The sequence below is a fragment of the Aporhodopirellula rubra genome (assembly GCF_014192335.1).
Taxonomy (GTDB): domain Bacteria; phylum Planctomycetota; class Planctomycetia; order Pirellulales; family Pirellulaceae; genus Rhodopirellula; species Rhodopirellula rubra.
In genome coordinates this window covers 264537-280741 of record NZ_JACHXU010000006.1, presented here as the reverse complement: position 1 = coordinate 280741, position 16205 = coordinate 264537, and the positions used below count along the sequence as shown (strand labels likewise).

The window sequence follows — 16205 nt, the reverse complement described above, 5'->3', positions numbered from 1 at the left end:
CGCTCGGTTAGGCGGGTGAGATTTTTTGTGTGACTTGAAATTTCATCCGCTTTGGATCATGGTTCCTCGCAAGCAACGCGTCTGGCAATGATGCGTTTTTGCAAGAACCCACTTCTTAACGGAACCGACGGATGGAAATTTGGCCCGCGATCGATCTACGTCATGGCAAACCCGTGCGGCTTCGCCAGGGCGATTATGACCAACAGACCACCTTCGGGGATGATCCCGTTGACTTCGCTCGTCGGTGGCAAGACGCGGGTGCCGATCGACTGCACTTGGTCGATCTCGATGCCGCTCGTGGCGATGACCCCGAAGCCAACCGTGCGGCGGTTCGGCGGATCGTGGAGGCGACCGGGTTGCCGTGTCAAATGGGTGGCGGAGTTCGTGATGAGGAAACGATCGTCGCGCTGATCGACGCGGGCGTTTCGCGATTAATCGTCGGTTCTCGGGCGTTGAAAGATCCCGAGTGGTTTACCGCAATGTGTGACACGTATCCGGGCAAATTGGCCGCCGGGATCGATGCCCGCGACGGGCTCGTCGCAACGCAGGGTTGGCTCGAAACGAGCGAAGTCACCGCGATTGAGTTGGCTAAAACGCTACGCGAGAAAACGGCCAACATCGCCGCAATTATCTACACCGACATCGCCCGTGATGGCATGATGCAGGGGCCCAATTTTGAAGGGCTCGCCGAGATGGCCGCTGCGACCGACATCCCACTCGTCGCGAGCGGGGGAGTGACCACGTATGAAGACGTTGAAAAACTCGTTGCAATGAAGATGCCAGCCGCGATCATTGGACGTTCGCTGTACGACGGTGTTATGGATTTGACTCGCGTGCTCGCGATTGCTGAGTAAGATGCAGACCGCGACCGGTGACTGTGGGATTCGCTCTGCCCGCCGTGTTGGCCGCACGTGGGCGCCATTTTTCTCGGTCGTGATGGAGTAATCGGTCCTCCGCTAGCACGTGGGGGCAAAATGGGCCATTTTAGATAAGGCGATAGGCGGACGAATCGCATTCGGCAGCGCTCATGGTGTTGCCGTCAAATGGGGATCCCTCCCACCCTGAAAACCGGAGGCAGGACTCGAGAGATGTCAATTCTCGAGAGTGTCTGAGATCCACGTTCGATAGTCGACAACAAAGTCTCGACGATGCCGCCTTCACCCTTTCGCCGCATTCTCGCCGGGTTGATCGTTTTTGTATCGATCTGCGTGGTAGCGTCGTTCGGTTACGTCCGCGAAGGATGGACTGTCGGTGACGCATTCTACATGGTCGTGATCACGATCTTTGGCGTCGGATATGGTGAGGTTCATCCCGTTGAGACGACGTCTCTTCGTGTTTTGACGATCCTTGTAATCGTGTTTGGATATGGTGCTGCCATCTATACCGTCGGCGGCTTCATGCAGTTCTTGATTGACGGTGAATTACACAGCGCTTTCCGGAGTCGAAAAGTGAGTCAGGGCATTGCGAAGTTGCGAGACCATACCATCCTCTGTGGTTACGGTCGGATGGGATCAATCGTCGCCAACGAGTTGAAAGAACGCGGGCATCCGTTCTTGGTGATTGACGAAAACGAGGCCCGTGTTACCGAAGCGCATGATGCCGGTATGCTCGCGATGATCGGCAACGCGACCGAAGAGGAAACACTCAGGGAGGCCGGTATCGAGCACGCGAAATCGCTCGCGACCATGCTGCCCGATGATGCCCTCAACGCATTCATTTGTGTTACCGTTCGGGACCTGAATCGCAGCGTCGAGGTTGTCTCGCGAGGGGAATCGCAATCGGCTGAAAAACGTCTGCGACGATGTGGGGCCGACCATGTGGTGATGGCGGCCGCCATCGGTGCGAAACGAGCGACTCAGTTACTTGTTCATCCGTCTGCGGAAAGTCTTTTGAAATCGGATGACGCCACTCACCAACTCAAGGATGAGTTGTCGATGATCGGTTTGCAGATGGACGAACTGCAAATCGGCAGGACTTCGGTGCTCGTTGGCAAGAACCTGCAAGACATCGAAGTACGCGGTAATCGGGGGTTCCTGATCGTCGCGGTTCGTTCAGTCGATGGCACCGTGGATATGAATCCATCGGGATCACGCACCTTGGCCGCCGGAGACAAGGTGATCGTCGTCGGGCATCGCGACGATCTCGCGGAACTCTGCTCCGCACACACATTGAAGCGACAGCAGATTACTTACCGAGGGGCAACGTTGTCCTAGCAGGCAATGTGAACTTACCCCCTCATCTTTACGAGGCACCCCGAGGGCAATCCTACGCTCTCGACTGAGCGGCCAGGTGCCGAAAAACAGTCTGGGTTGCCGGTGCGTCAGCAAGCAGGGCGCCGATGACGCCGAGCTGCGCAATCTCGGTGACTTTGTCTACTGGTGGATGTTGCCGGGGTCGTATTTGGGGGCTTTAACGCCCGATGGACCAGGATCGAAAAGGCATCATTTTCCACGTTGGCCGGTTCGAGTGCGGTAAACCGGCGACTTGCCCAAAAGACCCTGCGCAGAAGGCTGTCCCAGGGGGGATCGAGAGGGGCATTTCCCGATCCAGACCGAAGTCTGACCCCTGAAACAGCGTCTTCATTCTAGCAAACCGATCGAATGCAGCTATGCGGGCAACCCATAAAAACCGCAACTCTTCTCAAAAGGGACAAGAGACGTTTGGTTGACGTGAGCAAAAGATTGTCGGTTTTTCTGTCCGCCCATGCGAGGGGGGGTGAGGCCCGGCGGTGGCGTCCCGTGTGGCGGGCGCGGTGCGGCTGAGGATTGGTTCGGACGCACTTGATGGGCGGCCGCGTTCGGTTCGACGACAGCGATATGGCCGGGACATCGATCTGTCTCGGCCGTGTCTCGCCGTGTCACTTCCTGCAAAGGGTGAGCGGCGATCGATCATCCTTCCGTGTCGATAGCCTCACGACGTTGATCCGAATCAACCGTCTGCTCTGGAACGATTGCGAACGGAAGGTGATACCACCATGTGATCAACATGCGGAACGGATCCCAAGTCGCGTCACCGTCATTTCGTTTGCTCTTGGATGATCCCGAAGACGGATTGTCAATTCAGCGAGACTTCGGAACCGAAAATCGATTGTACGAACAAATCTGTTCGGTCCGGTTCGGAGTCGAAGGCGAGCAGGCGGCGTTTGACTTTGACCGCTACAGCTACCACTACGGTTTGTTCGTTGACGATCAACCTGTCGGAACGATGACCGCGACGCGGCTGTCCGATGGCGAGATCGATTGTGCACATGCCTATCCACCCGATGTGATGCGGGTGTTTCATGACGAAATCTACTCCACGTGCAAGTTCCGAATTCAACGCAGTCGGTGTTCATCAATGAGGACCTTGCGTGCGATGGTCCGAGCCGTCTGGCAGGATCAACTCACGTTGGGATCGAGGTTGGTTTTAATCAACGCGGAACAGAATCTCGTGCCGTTTTATCGACGTATGGGATTCCACTTAATCGCAGGTTCAGATTTTGTGCACCCGGTTTTAGGGACGCAAAGCGTCGCATTGATGATGTCGGCTGACCCGACACGTCGTTCCTTCTTCACAGATCAATTTGAAAATCTGTGTGACCCTCTTTGGTTGGACATCGTGTTGCAGCAATGTGATTCCGAGGAGAACGATCGTTTAGGATCGAATCGCGAACAAGCGTTTTCGGTTGAGGCTGTTGAAACGCCGCGATCACATGGAGGCATTCAGTGACGGTCTATCATTGGAAAAATTGCGTGTCCAAAAAACCGGTTGTCAATCAGATTCGCGACTACTACGACTCCGTTTATCGGTGCCATGAACTCGCGTTGCAAACGCTATTGCGGGAACCATGCGAAGCGGCATTGGATATCGCGTGCGGACACGGTGAATCGACGAAGAACCTCGAAACCTATGCCTGCTCGATCGTGGGGATTGATCAGTCTGAGGATTTGATCGACATCGCCATTGCACAAAACGAACATCCTCGAACACAGTACTACTGTTGCGATTTTCGCGATTTCGAAGTCGAAGCCGGATCGTTTGATTTGGTCAGTGCGGCTTGGTATTGGAATCACGTTCATAGCGAAGATGAACTGGAGAGTGCGGCGCAAAAGATTTGTTCGTTGCTGCGTCCAGGAGGATGTGTCGCTTTCGTGGTGCCGGGAGACGCATTCACGTCGCGGCGAATCCAGGACATCGCCCGTCAAGATTTCCAATGGAGTCAGGCTTGGACGCATGAGCGACCTGAGTCGACCGAAGGTGTGTTTGCCTATGACGAGACCTGGGTCCGTACAAAAATATGGCAGCCGTTCTTTCTGCTCCGCAAATTCAGTCGGTGGTTTGATCTTTCTACTTGGGACGTGAAGGCAACGCTTGTGCGTGAAGGACGTTTGCCGAACCTCTGTTCCGAACCGCCGTTCGAAATTCTGTACGGGAGAGTGAGATGATTCGGCCTGGTGTTCGCGGCGTCGATTTGGGCGCCAATCAATTGTCTTATGCTGCCGGGTCGTCCTCGTTGACGCCCGACGGGTTTCGTATTCTCGGTGAATCGGATCGACGTCGTCTGGGCCAATTGGTGGGGACCTTTCCGGCGCTTTCAGGGTGGCTCAATGAAGATTCACTGATAATCAGTGCCTATCCCGCCTCGTTGGGGCTGCAAGGTTTGGCGCCATTTGTGGACACCTATCTGCATCCGCCGACGTTCATTCGATCGATGCGTTTGGCGGCATTGGATTTTCGTCCGGTCGTCATGGCGGCACAACCGCTCGTCGGCGCGGAGATGATTTTGCGGACGATTACGGCAGGTTTGGAAATGCCGAAGGCGATCCTGTGGGCTGTCGGCGGGTATTACCTGCCCGGGTCTCTGGAGTCATTTATTGCCGATGAACTGGCACAGTGCGGTTGTCGATTGGAGGTGCTGCATTGTTACGGTGTTGCCGAAATCGGGCACACCTGTTTTGCCGCGATGAATCGGTTCGAGTCAGGGGAGCCACGCTATCAACTCGTCGCCGATGATGTCTTCTCGACCATCCAACGTGAGAGTGGATGCTTGGAACTGCGACGCGGTGATCGCACTCTCGTTACCGAGGACCTTGCTGAGGTCGTCAACGGCGACTGGAAGATTCGCAACGGTAAAGGCCGAATGTGTCCCGACGTGATGCGAGATTTAGAATCGTGGTCTGCGACCGATTGGCAACGACGTACCGGTTACCTGCATGCAGACAAAACGCGTGTGATCTACCAACTGCGGGAATCGGCTGGGGCGAGCACGTCAACCGTCGAGATGAGGTACTATCGATTCTTGGAACGCTTTGGAGGGTCGCTCCAATGCAAACCGAAGTGGCATCGAAAGGAACTTACGCGACGTGTGAATCCGAACTGTTCGTCGCAACGTGCCGCATTGGCTTAACGGCCGGTTGCATCGCACGCAAGACGTGTGTGAGGATCCGCCGTTTCGCGCTAATTCGAGACGGTGCTTTACAGAATCTTTTGAACAGGTGAGCGTAGTGGGTTGTCGTGGTTGACTGCACATACGTGCCATCGGATTGCTCGTTCTGATCAACTGAAAAGTGACAAATCGGATACTGGAATTCGGGCATCGTGCTGCCGGAATCTTGAAAACCGATCGAGAACAAACGTTTGATATTCAGGGGACTGGCGCCGAACGAAATCATTCGGAAGTCGTCTGCCGTTGGGTCGATCGACAGCATCGCGATTTGGCAGAATACGGAGTAACTCAGGCTTTCGGTAAATCGGTACCAGGCGGGGTTCCCGGTTCCGCAAAACTCAACGGCATGATCCAAGACGAGGTTCTGGCTTTCGTACAACACGTCTTCCTCGGTCAGATCCATGAACGAAACCTCACCGTTGTAAAAACGTTCGTAGGCATCGTCGGTCACGGGTAAGACGACGCTCGCCCCGCGACGTTCATCGCCGTGGGTGGCGAGCATGAGAGTTGCTGGATTCTTGTTCCAGATGTCGAGATAGCGTTTCTCATACCGAAAGTAGTGCTTGTTGAGCTGTTCATCGGCTTCAAAGAAAATGTCTTCATTTTCTTCGGGGGTCGTGTTGCCTAAGTGAACACTCCAACTCTCTCGCATGAGTCCGAGGACGGCTTGCGTGTCAGCTTCGTCGCGACAGAAGGCTTCGTGACTGGGGGCGACCCGTTTTCGGATGAACCGGGACATGGACCACGGCAACTTGTCAAAATCGTCTTCTGAAAGCGCTTCGTCGTGGTAGCAGACATCCTCGAGACATAGTCCGAGGGCATCCGCAATCCGTTTGAGGGTCTTGTCGGAAACTTCGTCTTTACCGCCCTCGGCCAACTGTAACGTACGTACACCAACTCCCGCATTGAGGGCGAGTTGAAGCTGCGACTGGCCGAGCTTTTTTCTCGCAGTCCGAATTTTGCTGCTGCCACGAGGCATTGAAGTTCCACTTTTTACGAAATTGCGACAGGATTTTACTGAAGCTGCGCTTTTCTTGCGCACATCGAAATCACATTAACATTAATTTTTCTCTCTCAAGGGGCCGGACGGATTGAGACGGGTCGATGACAGGTCTTTTGGGACCTGGTTTTGACAACTCGGGGCATCTTCTCAACCGTTCGGTTTCCTTTTTTTACCCGCCTGGGGTAAACCGTCTAGCGGCAAAGGTTCTCTTTGCGAGAGGCTCATCTAATGTAGTTGGACTTCGGAGGGATTGGGCAAAATAGGTTGCCCCTGATCTGCCTGGACATTCGTACTGGGGCCATGCACTGGGGCCAGGAATGCGTATTCTTAGGTGCGCCGCGGTTTTGATACCGCCGGAGGAGTGAGCCCATATCCACGATGGATTTCGGGGCTGAGTGACGATTGATTGTCCACGACACGTAGCAAAAGGATTTGGCCGCTTCTGGATTTGCAGACCATCGTGTCGACGAATTGATGCCGGTCGTTGAAGGAAACTTCTTGCGGTTCGGCGACCAAGGACGCAACGGTGTCGACGCAAGATCACGTTCGGCGTGCCCCGCTGACATGAACACCTCAAAAAAAATTGCCCTCGAGCAGGCGTTCGTATTTTTGGCTGGAATCGAGACGGGAGAAGCACCCGCTTGGGAGGGGCCAAGTGATGAGAGCTCGCTCCGAATTCGAGTCGAGACTCTTGCTGTTCTGCTCAATTTGATACCGCCACATTGTTGCGACGAGGTGGATGCGATTGCGGATCATTGGTCGGAGCAATTTGGAAACGACGAGCGTCCTTCGGCTGTTGATTTACGAGAGAGTGCCCGCCGTTATTTACGGAGCAAATTCGCACTTCGCTCGACCGTCAACGTTCCCGCCGCAATCGCACGTTTTCTTCAGGGGGATCTGGTCCTGCAAAGTGATTTGGTGGACGTTTGCGAGAGTGGTTCGGCGGACCCTTCTTCCGAGCGATCCGGCGATCTCGATTCGAACCGCCATTTTGAGATCGGGATCAAATGCTGGCTCGAGCAATTGTGTACCAGTAGCCAGTGGACACATCTGCCATCTGCCGTCCCCGGCGAATTGGCTGAGCCACTCGATCGGATGTACGTCGAGCTTTTTGCACGTGAGGAGGTGGTGGACGCGGATCCGAAGTGGATCCAACCACGTGTTGATATCCCGAGTATTGTTGCACGTACGTTTCGGCGCAGCGTCGTGGTAGGTGGCCCGGGTAGCGGGAAATCAACCCTGATTCAATGGTTAGCCGCCGCGGTAACGCGAGGCAGCGTTCGTGATTTTGACATTCCGGTTGTGGTGGATCTCGGTGAATATGCGGCCTGTTTGGCGGAACACCCGGAGTGTTCGATCTGCGAATTCTTCTTCGACTCGCTTGCGTATCCTGGTTTGAACGGATCCATCGCGGCAGAGCGGTTTCGTGAATTGTCGTCGGAGCATGAGCGGTTTCTGTTGTTGCTCGATAGTTGGGATGAAGTTCCTGAAACACTTCGGCCCATTATTGCCGAACGTATCGAAGAGGAATCACGGCATTGCGTTACGCTCATCACATCCCGCCCATCGGGTTTGCCACGTTTGCTGTGTGAGGAGCCGCACGTTGGTGTTTATCGCCTCGATTGTCTCAATGTGAAGGAATCTGAGACGTTGGTTGGAAACTTGCTTCGCACACGTTTCCCCTCTCGGTCGCCGCAGTCGATACTCGATTCGATTCGTTCTTCCCGGCAATTGGATGAGTGTACCACCAACCCATATCTGCTTGCGTTGTTGGTGATGTATCTGGCCGATCACGCTCCCAAGTCGGTGCCGATCAATGAGGGAACGGCTCTGCAGCAAATCGTTGCTTGGGTTCGCAAACGCGAGAACTCAAAACCGTCTACGGTCGCAACACTGACAACCGAACACGTGCGTGCGATCAGCCGGATGGCGTATGAGACTTGGTTTAAGTCGCGCTCCGATCGCGACGTTTACTTCGGATGTGACTTGGAGTGGCGCGTTGAAAAAGTTGGCCTCAGTGAAACACCGATCTTACGGAGTCGTTTTCTCAACCGCGCCGACACGGTCGTGGATGAATATCGATTTCTACACGATTCTTTTCAAAAGTTCTTTGTCGCGTTGTACGTGGTCGAAGAACAGAGCGAGGAAGAACAAGCGGAATTCTTTGACCAATCAATCGTATCGGTCAGTCAGTTTGAGATATTGCGGTACGCCGCCGCACTGCCGGGGACTTTCCGCGAGGTCTGCTATCGATCGGTAGAGCGATGGTTCGGCAAAGACGATCGGTTCCATCAAATTGCCATTCGGTTGGCGCACGTTGCTATTGCGGCAGGGTGGAGAAGAGATCAATCAACGGGTTTAGTTTCGTCAATTTGTGAGCGTCTCTTGCATCTTGTTCTGCGAGGGACTTCATCACCGATCGGAGTTCAAGCTCTCAAGGCGCTCTCCGAGTTGGACGCTGATTTCCTGTTGCGGGCGGCTCACACGCGTCGTGATCTCGACGTCGAGACTCTCCGGCAGATTGTGAAGTACGCGCCGTTAGAGCTCGTGTGCGAGTATGGCCTCAATGAGTGGGTTTCCGAACACAATTGCGACCGGGACGCCAATGTTGATTCGACCGAGACGCTGAGTTTGTCTTCAAAGAGTATCCCGTTGTTGGCGCCACGCGAGCGAGATCGGATGGTCCGTTGGATCGCGTCGGTTGACCCGGGAGATCCTGGTCTCGTCGAATATTTGCAGCGACTAGAGGGACAGCCATTTCATGTGGGTGCCACCGTCATTTCACAGCTCGCTCGCTCCGAACACGTGCCCGCGTCGACGCGAGCTGCCGCGGTTGGTGCGTTGTTGTCCGCGTCGGTACGTCCGCCGATCGAGTCGCTCGCCCGTCTCGTGGACGTTCCGCAAAATTCGCTGGTTGCCAACGCCGTGGTTCAGTTGTCTGCGGTCCGTTCGGTTTGGCTTGATCGAGCGTGGTTGGAGAGGCGAATCAAACGTGCGGACGACTCTCGCGACCTGCGTCTGGCACTGACGGCGTATTGCCAAAGTGTTTCGAGGCGGTCGCATGAAGAAATGCAACGGAAACAACGTTTTCTCGCTCAATTAACGTTGGACGCCCTGCAGCGTTGTGATTGTATTTTGTTGAATGAGATCGCCGCGGTCGCGCGGTCCTCCACGGGCGTCGGAACAGGTTTTTTGGCTGATCATCATGTTATCGATGAGTTGATGCGTTACATGAACCGCTTTATCAGTCAGGTTGATTCGCCCGTTGAAGATTGTTTGTTACCGGCGATCAGGTTGTGCGGAGAGGGAACCTCTCCGAACGAGTTGCTGCGATGGACGACGTTATTTGAAGAGGCATTGTCGGCCACAAACGATGCCGCTGATGCGGTGCGAGATCGACATCTGGATCTTCTCATCGAACACCTTGGTGAGCGATTGGCGAGGTGGGATGCGGGGCAACTGTTGCAGCGGAGTGTCGAGTGTGAACGGATCGATTCCGTTTTGGAGATAACCTCATTTCGGCACCAGTGGCTTGTGTTTGGTGATCGGATTGTGAATTCAGATGGCAATCAGATCGCCTGCCGATCGAGCGATCCGCTTTCGTCCGTACGGTTTTCAACGCCGGAAGCAATTACTGAAATTGCTCAACAACTTCCGCCCCGACAACGCAGTGATTTCTTGAGCTATTGGCATGTGGTTTCTGAAGCGGGACAGGGACGCGAGTTGGCCGACCGAGAGACGATCCATCGTGCGATTTGTGCGGTGATGGAGTCAGAGTATGAAACTTCGCTCGGTGAATCGTTGAACGCGTGCTACGAAAACGGCCAGCCGCCTAGTTTCAGTTCATGGAAGAAAAACTTGGCTCGTGTTGTCGAACGCTATCGTCATGACCCCGAGCTGCTCGCTCATTTGCAGCAGATTGGGCTCGGAGCAAAAAAAACAAAGCCCCGCTAAAATGGGGCGTGGGATGCGGCGGTGTGCCGAATTCTATAAGGCGTCTGGGATGCCTGGGTAGAGCCTACGAGATCGTTTCGGTCTGGAATTGCATGCAATGGATCGTTCGCGTGAGTAGCGTCTTTTTGCAGATTGTGTGCTTCCAGATTGCTGCAAGGCGATCTAGTCTTGGTGAAATGAGGAGGCGGGCAAGGCTAGCCGGCTGCAGAGTTTTTCGGTCGAGAGTGCACGTTGTCGCCTACCTTTTTTGTAACAGTCACGCTCGCATTCAAGGAATTGGAATGATGTTGAAGTCAGAACCGCTGTTGGTCGTATTGATGATTTGTTTTTGCGTGGTCGGTTGTTCCAGCGATTCGCAAGACGGCGATTCGGCAGAGACCGCCTCTGACGAACTCGTGATCGATGATCTTCCAATGTTGACGGAGGAATCGGGGCATCCCGAACATGGTCCTCATGGAGGGGAATTGGTCGAACTCGGCAAGGAAGCATTCCACATCGAAATGTTGCATGGCAGCGATGGGGTGCAGTTGTATGTGCTCGACAGTGCTGCAACGGGCACGGTTGCGATCGAGGCCGACCAGTTGACCGTCAGCCTGAAACACAACGATGAAGTTAAATCGTTTGAGTTACCCGCGCAGTCACTCGATGGCGATGAAGGTGGAAAGGCATCGTTGTTCAGTTCGGAGGATCCGCAGTTGAACGAGTGGCTCGAAAGCGGAGCCGAGGGGGCGGTCACGGTTCAGATTCAAGGGAAATCCTTCACCGGGAAGATCATGCATGACCATGACCACGAAGGACACACCCACGATGATCATGCAGGTCATGATCACTGATTCGCGTCTTCATGACGCAGTTCGATATTTGCGTCGTGGAAATCGGCAATGGTTTGGGCTGGTATCGGTGTTTGCTGAATATTTTGACGGCATTCTCTCCAGCCCGAGCCGAGTTCTTAGCGGTGACGAAGTGCAGACGCTTTGTTAAATCTCGATTCAGTGTTTTTCAAATTAGAACGTTCGCTGACTGCTGGTGAATAGCTCTGCAACGGCGCGAGTCGTAAGGTCTCGTTCGAAGGTTAAAACGCTGTAAACCGCTAGAGAATCGGGCTAAATAAGCGAGCGATCACGGTTCCGGCACGGACGTACCATGGTTGCAAGTGTGGGCCGCCGGTGCCGGTAACTGTCGACGCCGCGAAGTCGTCGGTCAGCATTTCAGCGACTTGGTGTACGAAATCAGAATCATCGATTGCGAGCATCATTTCGAAATTCAAATAAAGCGATCGGTTGTCCAAGTTGGTGGATCCGATCATTGCTAGTTTGTCGTCGACCAGCACGCACTTCTGATGTAAGAAGCCATCGGTGTAGCGGTGGACCGCGATGCCGAGCGATTTTAATTCGGCTTCGTAATGGTACCCGGCTAAGTAAACCAGCCATTGGTCAGGCGTATTGGGAATGATCAAACGGACATCGACACCTCTGGCGCGGGCCATCGAAAGTGCCGTGAGCGTGGTGTCGTCGGGGACAAGGTAAGGTGTGCTGATCCAAATCCGTTCCGTCGCGGCGTTCGCTGCCGCAGCGAACATCATCGTCGCACGGGCTCGGTTGTCGGCAGGCCCTGTCGCACACAACGCGGCCTGCCCGCCGGCGCTAGACGGCGATGAGTCGCCGGGCGACAAATCGACCGAAGCGAAAGCCTCAGATGAAGTGTTGGAAGAGGTCGCTTCGGCGTTTGATGGGGGTGGTTGCCACTGTGCTTCCGGGAGCCCCTTTCGTTCGGCCCAGTAGTAATCGGCCGCGAAAACGGCTTGGATTTTCCGTGCGGCGTTTCCTCGGATCGCCACGGAGGTGTCCCGCCACCGCGTCACCCAGTCGTGGTTGCCGAGGTATTCGTCCCCGATATTCAGCCCACCCATCGTCGCCTTCTGTCCGTCAACGACCAGCAGTTTTCGGTGATTGCGAAAGTTCAGTTGAAACCGGTTTACCCAACCCTGACGGGTGTTGAATGGTTTGGCATCGACTCCGCCCTCGTTGAGTCGTCGAAGATAGGATGCCGAGAGACTCAGGCAACCGACTTCATCGTAGAGCAGCCGAACCACCTTTCCTTCCTTTGCTTTCGCGATCAACGCATCAGCAAATCGGTTTCCAAACTCGTCATCGCGGATGATGTAGAACTCGGAGTAGACGTAATGTTGGGCGGAATGAATTTGTTCGAGCAACGCGTCACAAAACTCGTCGCCGTCGATCAACAAGCGAAATTGGTTGTTGTCACTAATTGGAGTGTCGAGAACGTCGGCAACTTGCTCGAGCGGGGTGGTCAATGACGTGGTGCGTGTGTCCGGGGGCGTGCGCAGTTCACGCTCGATGCAGCCCACCGACTCACGATGCTGGCGATCAACGCTGCGAATGGCCTCGCGGTATCCGGCAAACCGACTCCGCGCCAAAATCCAGTACGCGGGCAGGACAAAGTACGGCAACGTGAGCAGCCCGACCGTCCAAGCAACCGCACCTTGGCTGGTTCTCACGTTGCGAATCGCATGAAGCGAGGACAGCACCGCGAACGCTTGGATCAGCAGGAAAGTCGCGGGGATCAACACTCCCCACCAATCGGTGAACGTTTGGATCAGCATTGGCGCCATTGATAGCCAAGTCAGCGTTGGAAAGATTGGGAGATTCCGGCGTCTCTAGGATACGAGCGGCATCGTTTTGCTATTGGTTGAGTTCAACCGCGATCAATTCGCTCTCGGTGGAAGAGAGGTTTCTGCGGCAGTAAAGCGTGCCATCGGAAAATGCCGGCAAGGCTCGGTAGGTACCGGCGGGCAAGTCCATCGTGGCGAGGGAGCGAAACGCTTTTGGTTCAGCGGCGAACAGTTCGAGTTGGCCGCTCACACGCTGCGCCAGTATTTTGTTTCCGAGTCCCATCAGATGTGCGGTTTGAAAACCGGGGCGACGCCACGCGACTTCACCGTCGGACCAACGCACGCACAAGAGTTCACCGGTGCCGAAGTCTTCTCGCCCAGTGATCGCGTACAGCCACTGGTCGATTAAGACAGGCGTGACGTATTGGCTGCTGATGACATCGTCGGAGTTCCAGGTGTTTTTCAATGGCGTGGAGTTCATGTCGAGCATGCGGCATCCGACACCGTAGGACGCGGTTAAAAAGAGTTTGCCATCTCTCGTTATCGGGGTCGCGGCATTGACGGTCGGGCCGCGCTGGCCGAAATCGAACTCGCCGAGGATTTTGCCCGACGCTGGATCGATCATCACGGTTTGAAGTCGAAGGACGGCAACAATGCGGGTTTGGCCTTCGATTTCGATGGCTACCGGCGACGCGTAGGCGGCTTCTTGGTCGACCGCCGTCCAGCGGGTTTTGCCGCTTTGGGTATCCAACGCGACTAAGCCGGATCGTTCGTTTCCTCCCACGGCAACAATCAGCGTGGAGCCGACGATGATGGGTGAACTGCCTGCACCGAAATAGCCATCGTCGGCGTCATATTCAGTCCGCAGTTGTCGTGTCCACTGAGTTGTTCCGTTGGAGACCGCGACCGCGCTTAAATCACCACCGGCACCATAGAGGAAAACTTGATCTCCCGAGACGAGCGGAACGCAGCGCGGACCCCGGTCCGCGTCGACTCCACCGCGATAGATCGCGGGAAAGTTTGCCTGCCAGAGTGAGCGGCCATCGTCTGTAGCGAGGCAATCGAGCGTCTCCTGTTTGTCGTTGCGGTGCCAGACAAATACTTTGCCATCGGATACGGCCGCCCCTGCGTAGCCAGCTCCGCACTTCGTTCGCCACCGAATCTTGGGAGCGTTTTCCCAGGCCGACACGGTTTCATCGACCGCCAGCCCGTCGCGATTCGGACCGAGGATTTGAGGCCAATCGCCCGCCGTCACCGCGTTGGAGGGTTGGTCAAATGAAGTGATCGCAGCGAGGAGAGCAACTGTCAGAACAAGGGGCCGTTGAAGCATGGGGGATGCATATCGTTGGTGCGAATTCATTGGGTGGGTGCCCGAAAGGAGGGGGATCGAGGGCGGTATTGTAGCACTCGGGATGCCAATGACGCGGAGCATTAGGTTTGGCGCACTGAGTTGCCACATCGCCATTGGTCGCATCCAACGCCGCGAATTCCACTGGGAATTCTCCGGCTGCTCGGCATTGTTCTGCGTGATCGGGCTCACCCGAAACTGGCATTCGCGGCCGCTGTGCTAGCTGGCCCGGGGACAGCGTCTATAAGATCGCTCGTTGCGGCTCGTGCTAGTTTCGAGTGGGCGAATGAGGGCACCGGATTTGCCCGTTGCCCGCGCAGGTCATGCGATGGGCTTCGCCGCTGCGGAGTCCTCCCGCAATCGGTGAAAAGTGCACAAAAAAACCCAACGTTTGGGAGCTGTGAACAACTCCGAAACGCTGGGTAAATTTGAAACGATGATCCCTACGGGACTCGAACCCGTGTTGCCGCCGTGAAAGGGCAGTGTCCTAGACCGCTAGACGAAGGGACCGTGTTTTTAGGTTGTGATGCCGTTTCCTGTCACAAAATAAGCGACAAATTGAAGCACCAAACCAAATTTGCTTCACATTGCTGCGGAGCTGCTCACGGCTTGATTGCCGTGAGGGGCGAGTTTTAACAAGGAGACGCAAGGTACGTCAAGGGTTCAGGGAGGAGTAGTTTAAGAAAACTACGGCTCTCGATTCCTACCGTTGGTTGCCAAGTGGAATCGAGCAGGCCAAAATCGCTGAAACCAGTCTTTCAGCTAAACACTGACAGAGGGTGACAACGAATAAACGACAGCGACCCCAACCAAGGCTCGGCGACGCGAAAGCTCGGCGGATTAGTTGTCGACCGAGCTGTCGGTGGCTTCCGATGCTTCGTTTGACCGTTGAATGGCTTCGTAGACTTCGTGTCGGTGAACGGGCACTTCGCGGGGGGCTTCGACGCCCAGGCGGACTTTATCGCCGCGAATCTCAACAACAACGATTCTGATATCGTTGTTGATGACGATGCTTTCGTTCTTTTTTCTTGACAAAACCAACATGGATTAATTCCTTTTCAAAGGCCGCAGTACCTCTCACAAACGACCCTCCATTTCATCAGTTGGAAGGACAGGTCGTTAAGCTCGTAACAGCGGACGGGGATCCTAGAGAACTTTACTCTAGGACAAAAATGGTCGCGGTCAAGGAATTCTGGGTTGACAAACCAATAAAAATCTTCTTTCCATCCAAACTACGCGCGATTTTGTCGAAATGCCAGCTTATTTTTCCTTCCAAGCCTACGTCTATCACGGCGAAGGCAGCCCTCTCGGCCGCACCCTCGAGCAGATTGCCGAGAACATGAAAGCCTTACCAGGACTCTTTTTTGAGTGGGATGGTTCACTGACGTGGGCGAATCAGGCCGGCGGTTGGCAGATTGATGCGACCGTTTTTGATGACGGAACGCAGGTCCAATATGTCGATCTGCACGGTCGGGCGGCATCGCGGTCCGGGTGCGAGGTGCTCAATCAACGTCTGAACGATCTTTTCCAGACCTGGGGAGATCCCGCAGAACTGCGTTTAATGCGTTTGCCCGATCGCCGATGGCAAGATTTACAACAGTTTGCAAAAGAGTCGCTTTCGGCCGACTGATTGGTATCCAACGAATCAGCCGTGGTGGCTTTTTCGCCATGTCAGTGGCGTCGGCGTGGCCGCGTCGGCGTGGAGGGGTATCGTCCTGTTTAATCGTGTTTTATCGGCTAGGACGGCAAATCCGAAGTTCGGAGATGGGATCAGCAGGCCACTAAAAACGAGAAACTCTTTGAGGTGTCTGGTTTTTGGCACGGAGTCTGCATTAGGTGGAAT

The 16205-nt window shown here is 54.9% G+C and carries 12 protein-coding genes and 1 tRNA gene; 8 read left to right on the top strand and 5 right to left on the bottom strand.

Annotated elements, in window-relative coordinates; all coding sequences use genetic code 11:
- Nucleotides 1-131: 131 nt before the first annotated feature.
- The 5 genes from hisA (at nucleotide 132) to FHS27_RS10690 (ending at nucleotide 5386) form a co-directional block, all read left to right on the top strand.
- Nucleotides 132-854 (top strand): 1-(5-phosphoribosyl)-5-[(5-phosphoribosylamino)methylideneamino]imidazole-4-carboxamide isomerase, encoded by a 723-nt coding sequence (gene hisA / locus FHS27_RS10710; protein ID WP_184304943.1) that lies wholly within the window; start codon nucleotides 132-134, stop codon nucleotides 852-854.
- Nucleotides 855-1148: 294 nt separating this feature from the next.
- Nucleotides 1149-2213, top strand: a complete 1065-nt coding sequence (locus FHS27_RS10705; RefSeq protein ID WP_184304942.1) for a potassium channel family protein — start codon at nucleotides 1149-1151, stop codon at nucleotides 2211-2213.
- A gap of 772 nt (nucleotides 2214-2985) precedes the next feature.
- Nucleotides 2986-3708 carry an N-acyl amino acid synthase FeeM domain-containing protein gene (locus FHS27_RS10700; protein WP_184304941.1) on the top strand — a complete coding sequence of 241 codons (723 nt, stop codon included), beginning with the start codon at nucleotides 2986-2988 and terminating at the stop codon, nucleotides 3706-3708.
- Nucleotides 3709-3731: 23 nt separating this feature from the next.
- The gene (locus tag FHS27_RS10695; protein ID WP_315854523.1) at nucleotides 3732-4424 is read left to right on the top strand and encodes a class I SAM-dependent methyltransferase; all 693 of its coding nucleotides are present in this window, start codon (nucleotides 3732-3734) and stop codon (nucleotides 4422-4424) included.
- Nucleotides 4421-5386 (top strand): hypothetical protein, encoded by a 966-nt coding sequence (locus FHS27_RS10690; RefSeq protein WP_184304939.1) that lies wholly within the window; start codon nucleotides 4421-4423, stop codon nucleotides 5384-5386. The genes FHS27_RS10695 and FHS27_RS10690 overlap by 4 nt, the downstream gene beginning before the upstream one ends.
- On the opposite strand, the gene FHS27_RS10685 is transcribed toward FHS27_RS10690, so the two are convergent.
- The gene (locus FHS27_RS10685; protein WP_184304938.1) at nucleotides 5334-6404 is read right to left on the bottom strand and encodes a helix-turn-helix transcriptional regulator; all 1071 of its coding nucleotides are present in this window, start codon (nucleotides 6402-6404) and stop codon (nucleotides 5334-5336) included. The two genes, FHS27_RS10690 and FHS27_RS10685, sit on opposite strands and share 53 nt — an antisense overlap.
- 456 nt (nucleotides 6405-6860) lie before the next feature.
- Between FHS27_RS10685 and FHS27_RS10680 the strand changes: the two genes are divergently transcribed.
- Nucleotides 6861-10382, top strand: a complete 3522-nt coding sequence (locus FHS27_RS10680) for an NACHT domain-containing protein (protein ID WP_246419436.1) — start codon at nucleotides 6861-6863, stop codon at nucleotides 10380-10382.
- 281 nt (nucleotides 10383-10663) lie between these two features.
- A complete protein-coding gene (locus FHS27_RS10675) occupies nucleotides 10664-11215 on the top strand; it encodes a hypothetical protein (protein ID WP_184304937.1) in 552 nt (183 codons plus the stop codon).
- Nucleotides 11216-11472: 257 nt separating this feature from the next.
- On the opposite strand, the gene cls is transcribed toward FHS27_RS10675, so the two are convergent.
- The 4 genes from cls to csrA all read right to left on the bottom strand — a co-directional run bounded on the left by cls (nucleotide 11473) and on the right by csrA (nucleotide 15406).
- A complete protein-coding gene (gene cls / locus FHS27_RS10670) occupies nucleotides 11473-13005 on the bottom strand; it encodes a cardiolipin synthase (RefSeq protein ID WP_246419433.1) in 1533 nt (510 codons plus the stop codon).
- A 79-nt stretch (nucleotides 13006-13084) separates the two neighbouring features.
- The gene (locus tag FHS27_RS10665) at nucleotides 13085-14344 is read right to left on the bottom strand and encodes a PQQ-binding-like beta-propeller repeat protein (RefSeq protein WP_246419427.1); all 1260 of its coding nucleotides are present in this window, start codon (nucleotides 14342-14344) and stop codon (nucleotides 13085-13087) included.
- A 455-nt stretch (nucleotides 14345-14799) separates the two neighbouring features.
- Nucleotides 14800-14872, bottom strand: a tRNA-Glu gene (locus FHS27_RS10660).
- A 330-nt stretch (nucleotides 14873-15202) separates the two neighbouring features.
- Nucleotides 15203-15406 (bottom strand): carbon storage regulator CsrA, encoded by a 204-nt coding sequence (gene csrA / locus FHS27_RS10655; RefSeq protein WP_009104248.1) that lies wholly within the window; start codon nucleotides 15404-15406, stop codon nucleotides 15203-15205.
- Between the two features lie 208 nt (nucleotides 15407-15614).
- Here csrA and FHS27_RS10650 point away from each other — a divergent pair, with 208 nt between their 5' ends.
- Nucleotides 15615-15992 (top strand): hypothetical protein, encoded by a 378-nt coding sequence (locus tag FHS27_RS10650; protein WP_246419423.1) that lies wholly within the window; start codon nucleotides 15615-15617, stop codon nucleotides 15990-15992.
- The last annotated feature ends 213 nt before the right edge of the window (nucleotides 15993-16205 follow it).

Coding starts and splice junctions, on each gene's coding strand:
- FHS27_RS10690 (WP_184304939.1), top strand. CDS start 4,421: ATGATTCGGCCTGGTGTTCGCGGCGTCGATTTGGGCGCCAATCAATTG.
- csrA (WP_009104248.1), bottom strand. CDS start 15,406: ATGTTGGTTTTGTCAAGAAAAAAGAACGAAAGCATCGTCATCAACAAC.
- cls (WP_246419433.1), bottom strand. CDS start 13,005: ATGCTGATCCAAACGTTCACCGATTGGTGGGGAGTGTTGATCCCCGCG.
- FHS27_RS10685 (WP_184304938.1), bottom strand. CDS start 6,404: ATGCCTCGTGGCAGCAGCAAAATTCGGACTGCGAGAAAAAAGCTCGGC.
- FHS27_RS10665 (WP_246419427.1), bottom strand. CDS start 14,344: ATGCTTCAACGGCCCCTTGTTCTGACAGTTGCTCTCCTCGCTGCGATC.
- FHS27_RS10675 (WP_184304937.1), top strand. CDS start 10,664: ATGATGTTGAAGTCAGAACCGCTGTTGGTCGTATTGATGATTTGTTTT.
- FHS27_RS10700 (WP_184304941.1), top strand. CDS start 2,986: ATGCGGAACGGATCCCAAGTCGCGTCACCGTCATTTCGTTTGCTCTTG.
- hisA (WP_184304943.1), top strand. CDS start 132: ATGGAAATTTGGCCCGCGATCGATCTACGTCATGGCAAACCCGTGCGG.
- FHS27_RS10650 (WP_246419423.1), top strand. CDS start 15,615: ATGCCAGCTTATTTTTCCTTCCAAGCCTACGTCTATCACGGCGAAGGC.
- FHS27_RS10705 (WP_184304942.1), top strand. CDS start 1,149: ATGCCGCCTTCACCCTTTCGCCGCATTCTCGCCGGGTTGATCGTTTTT.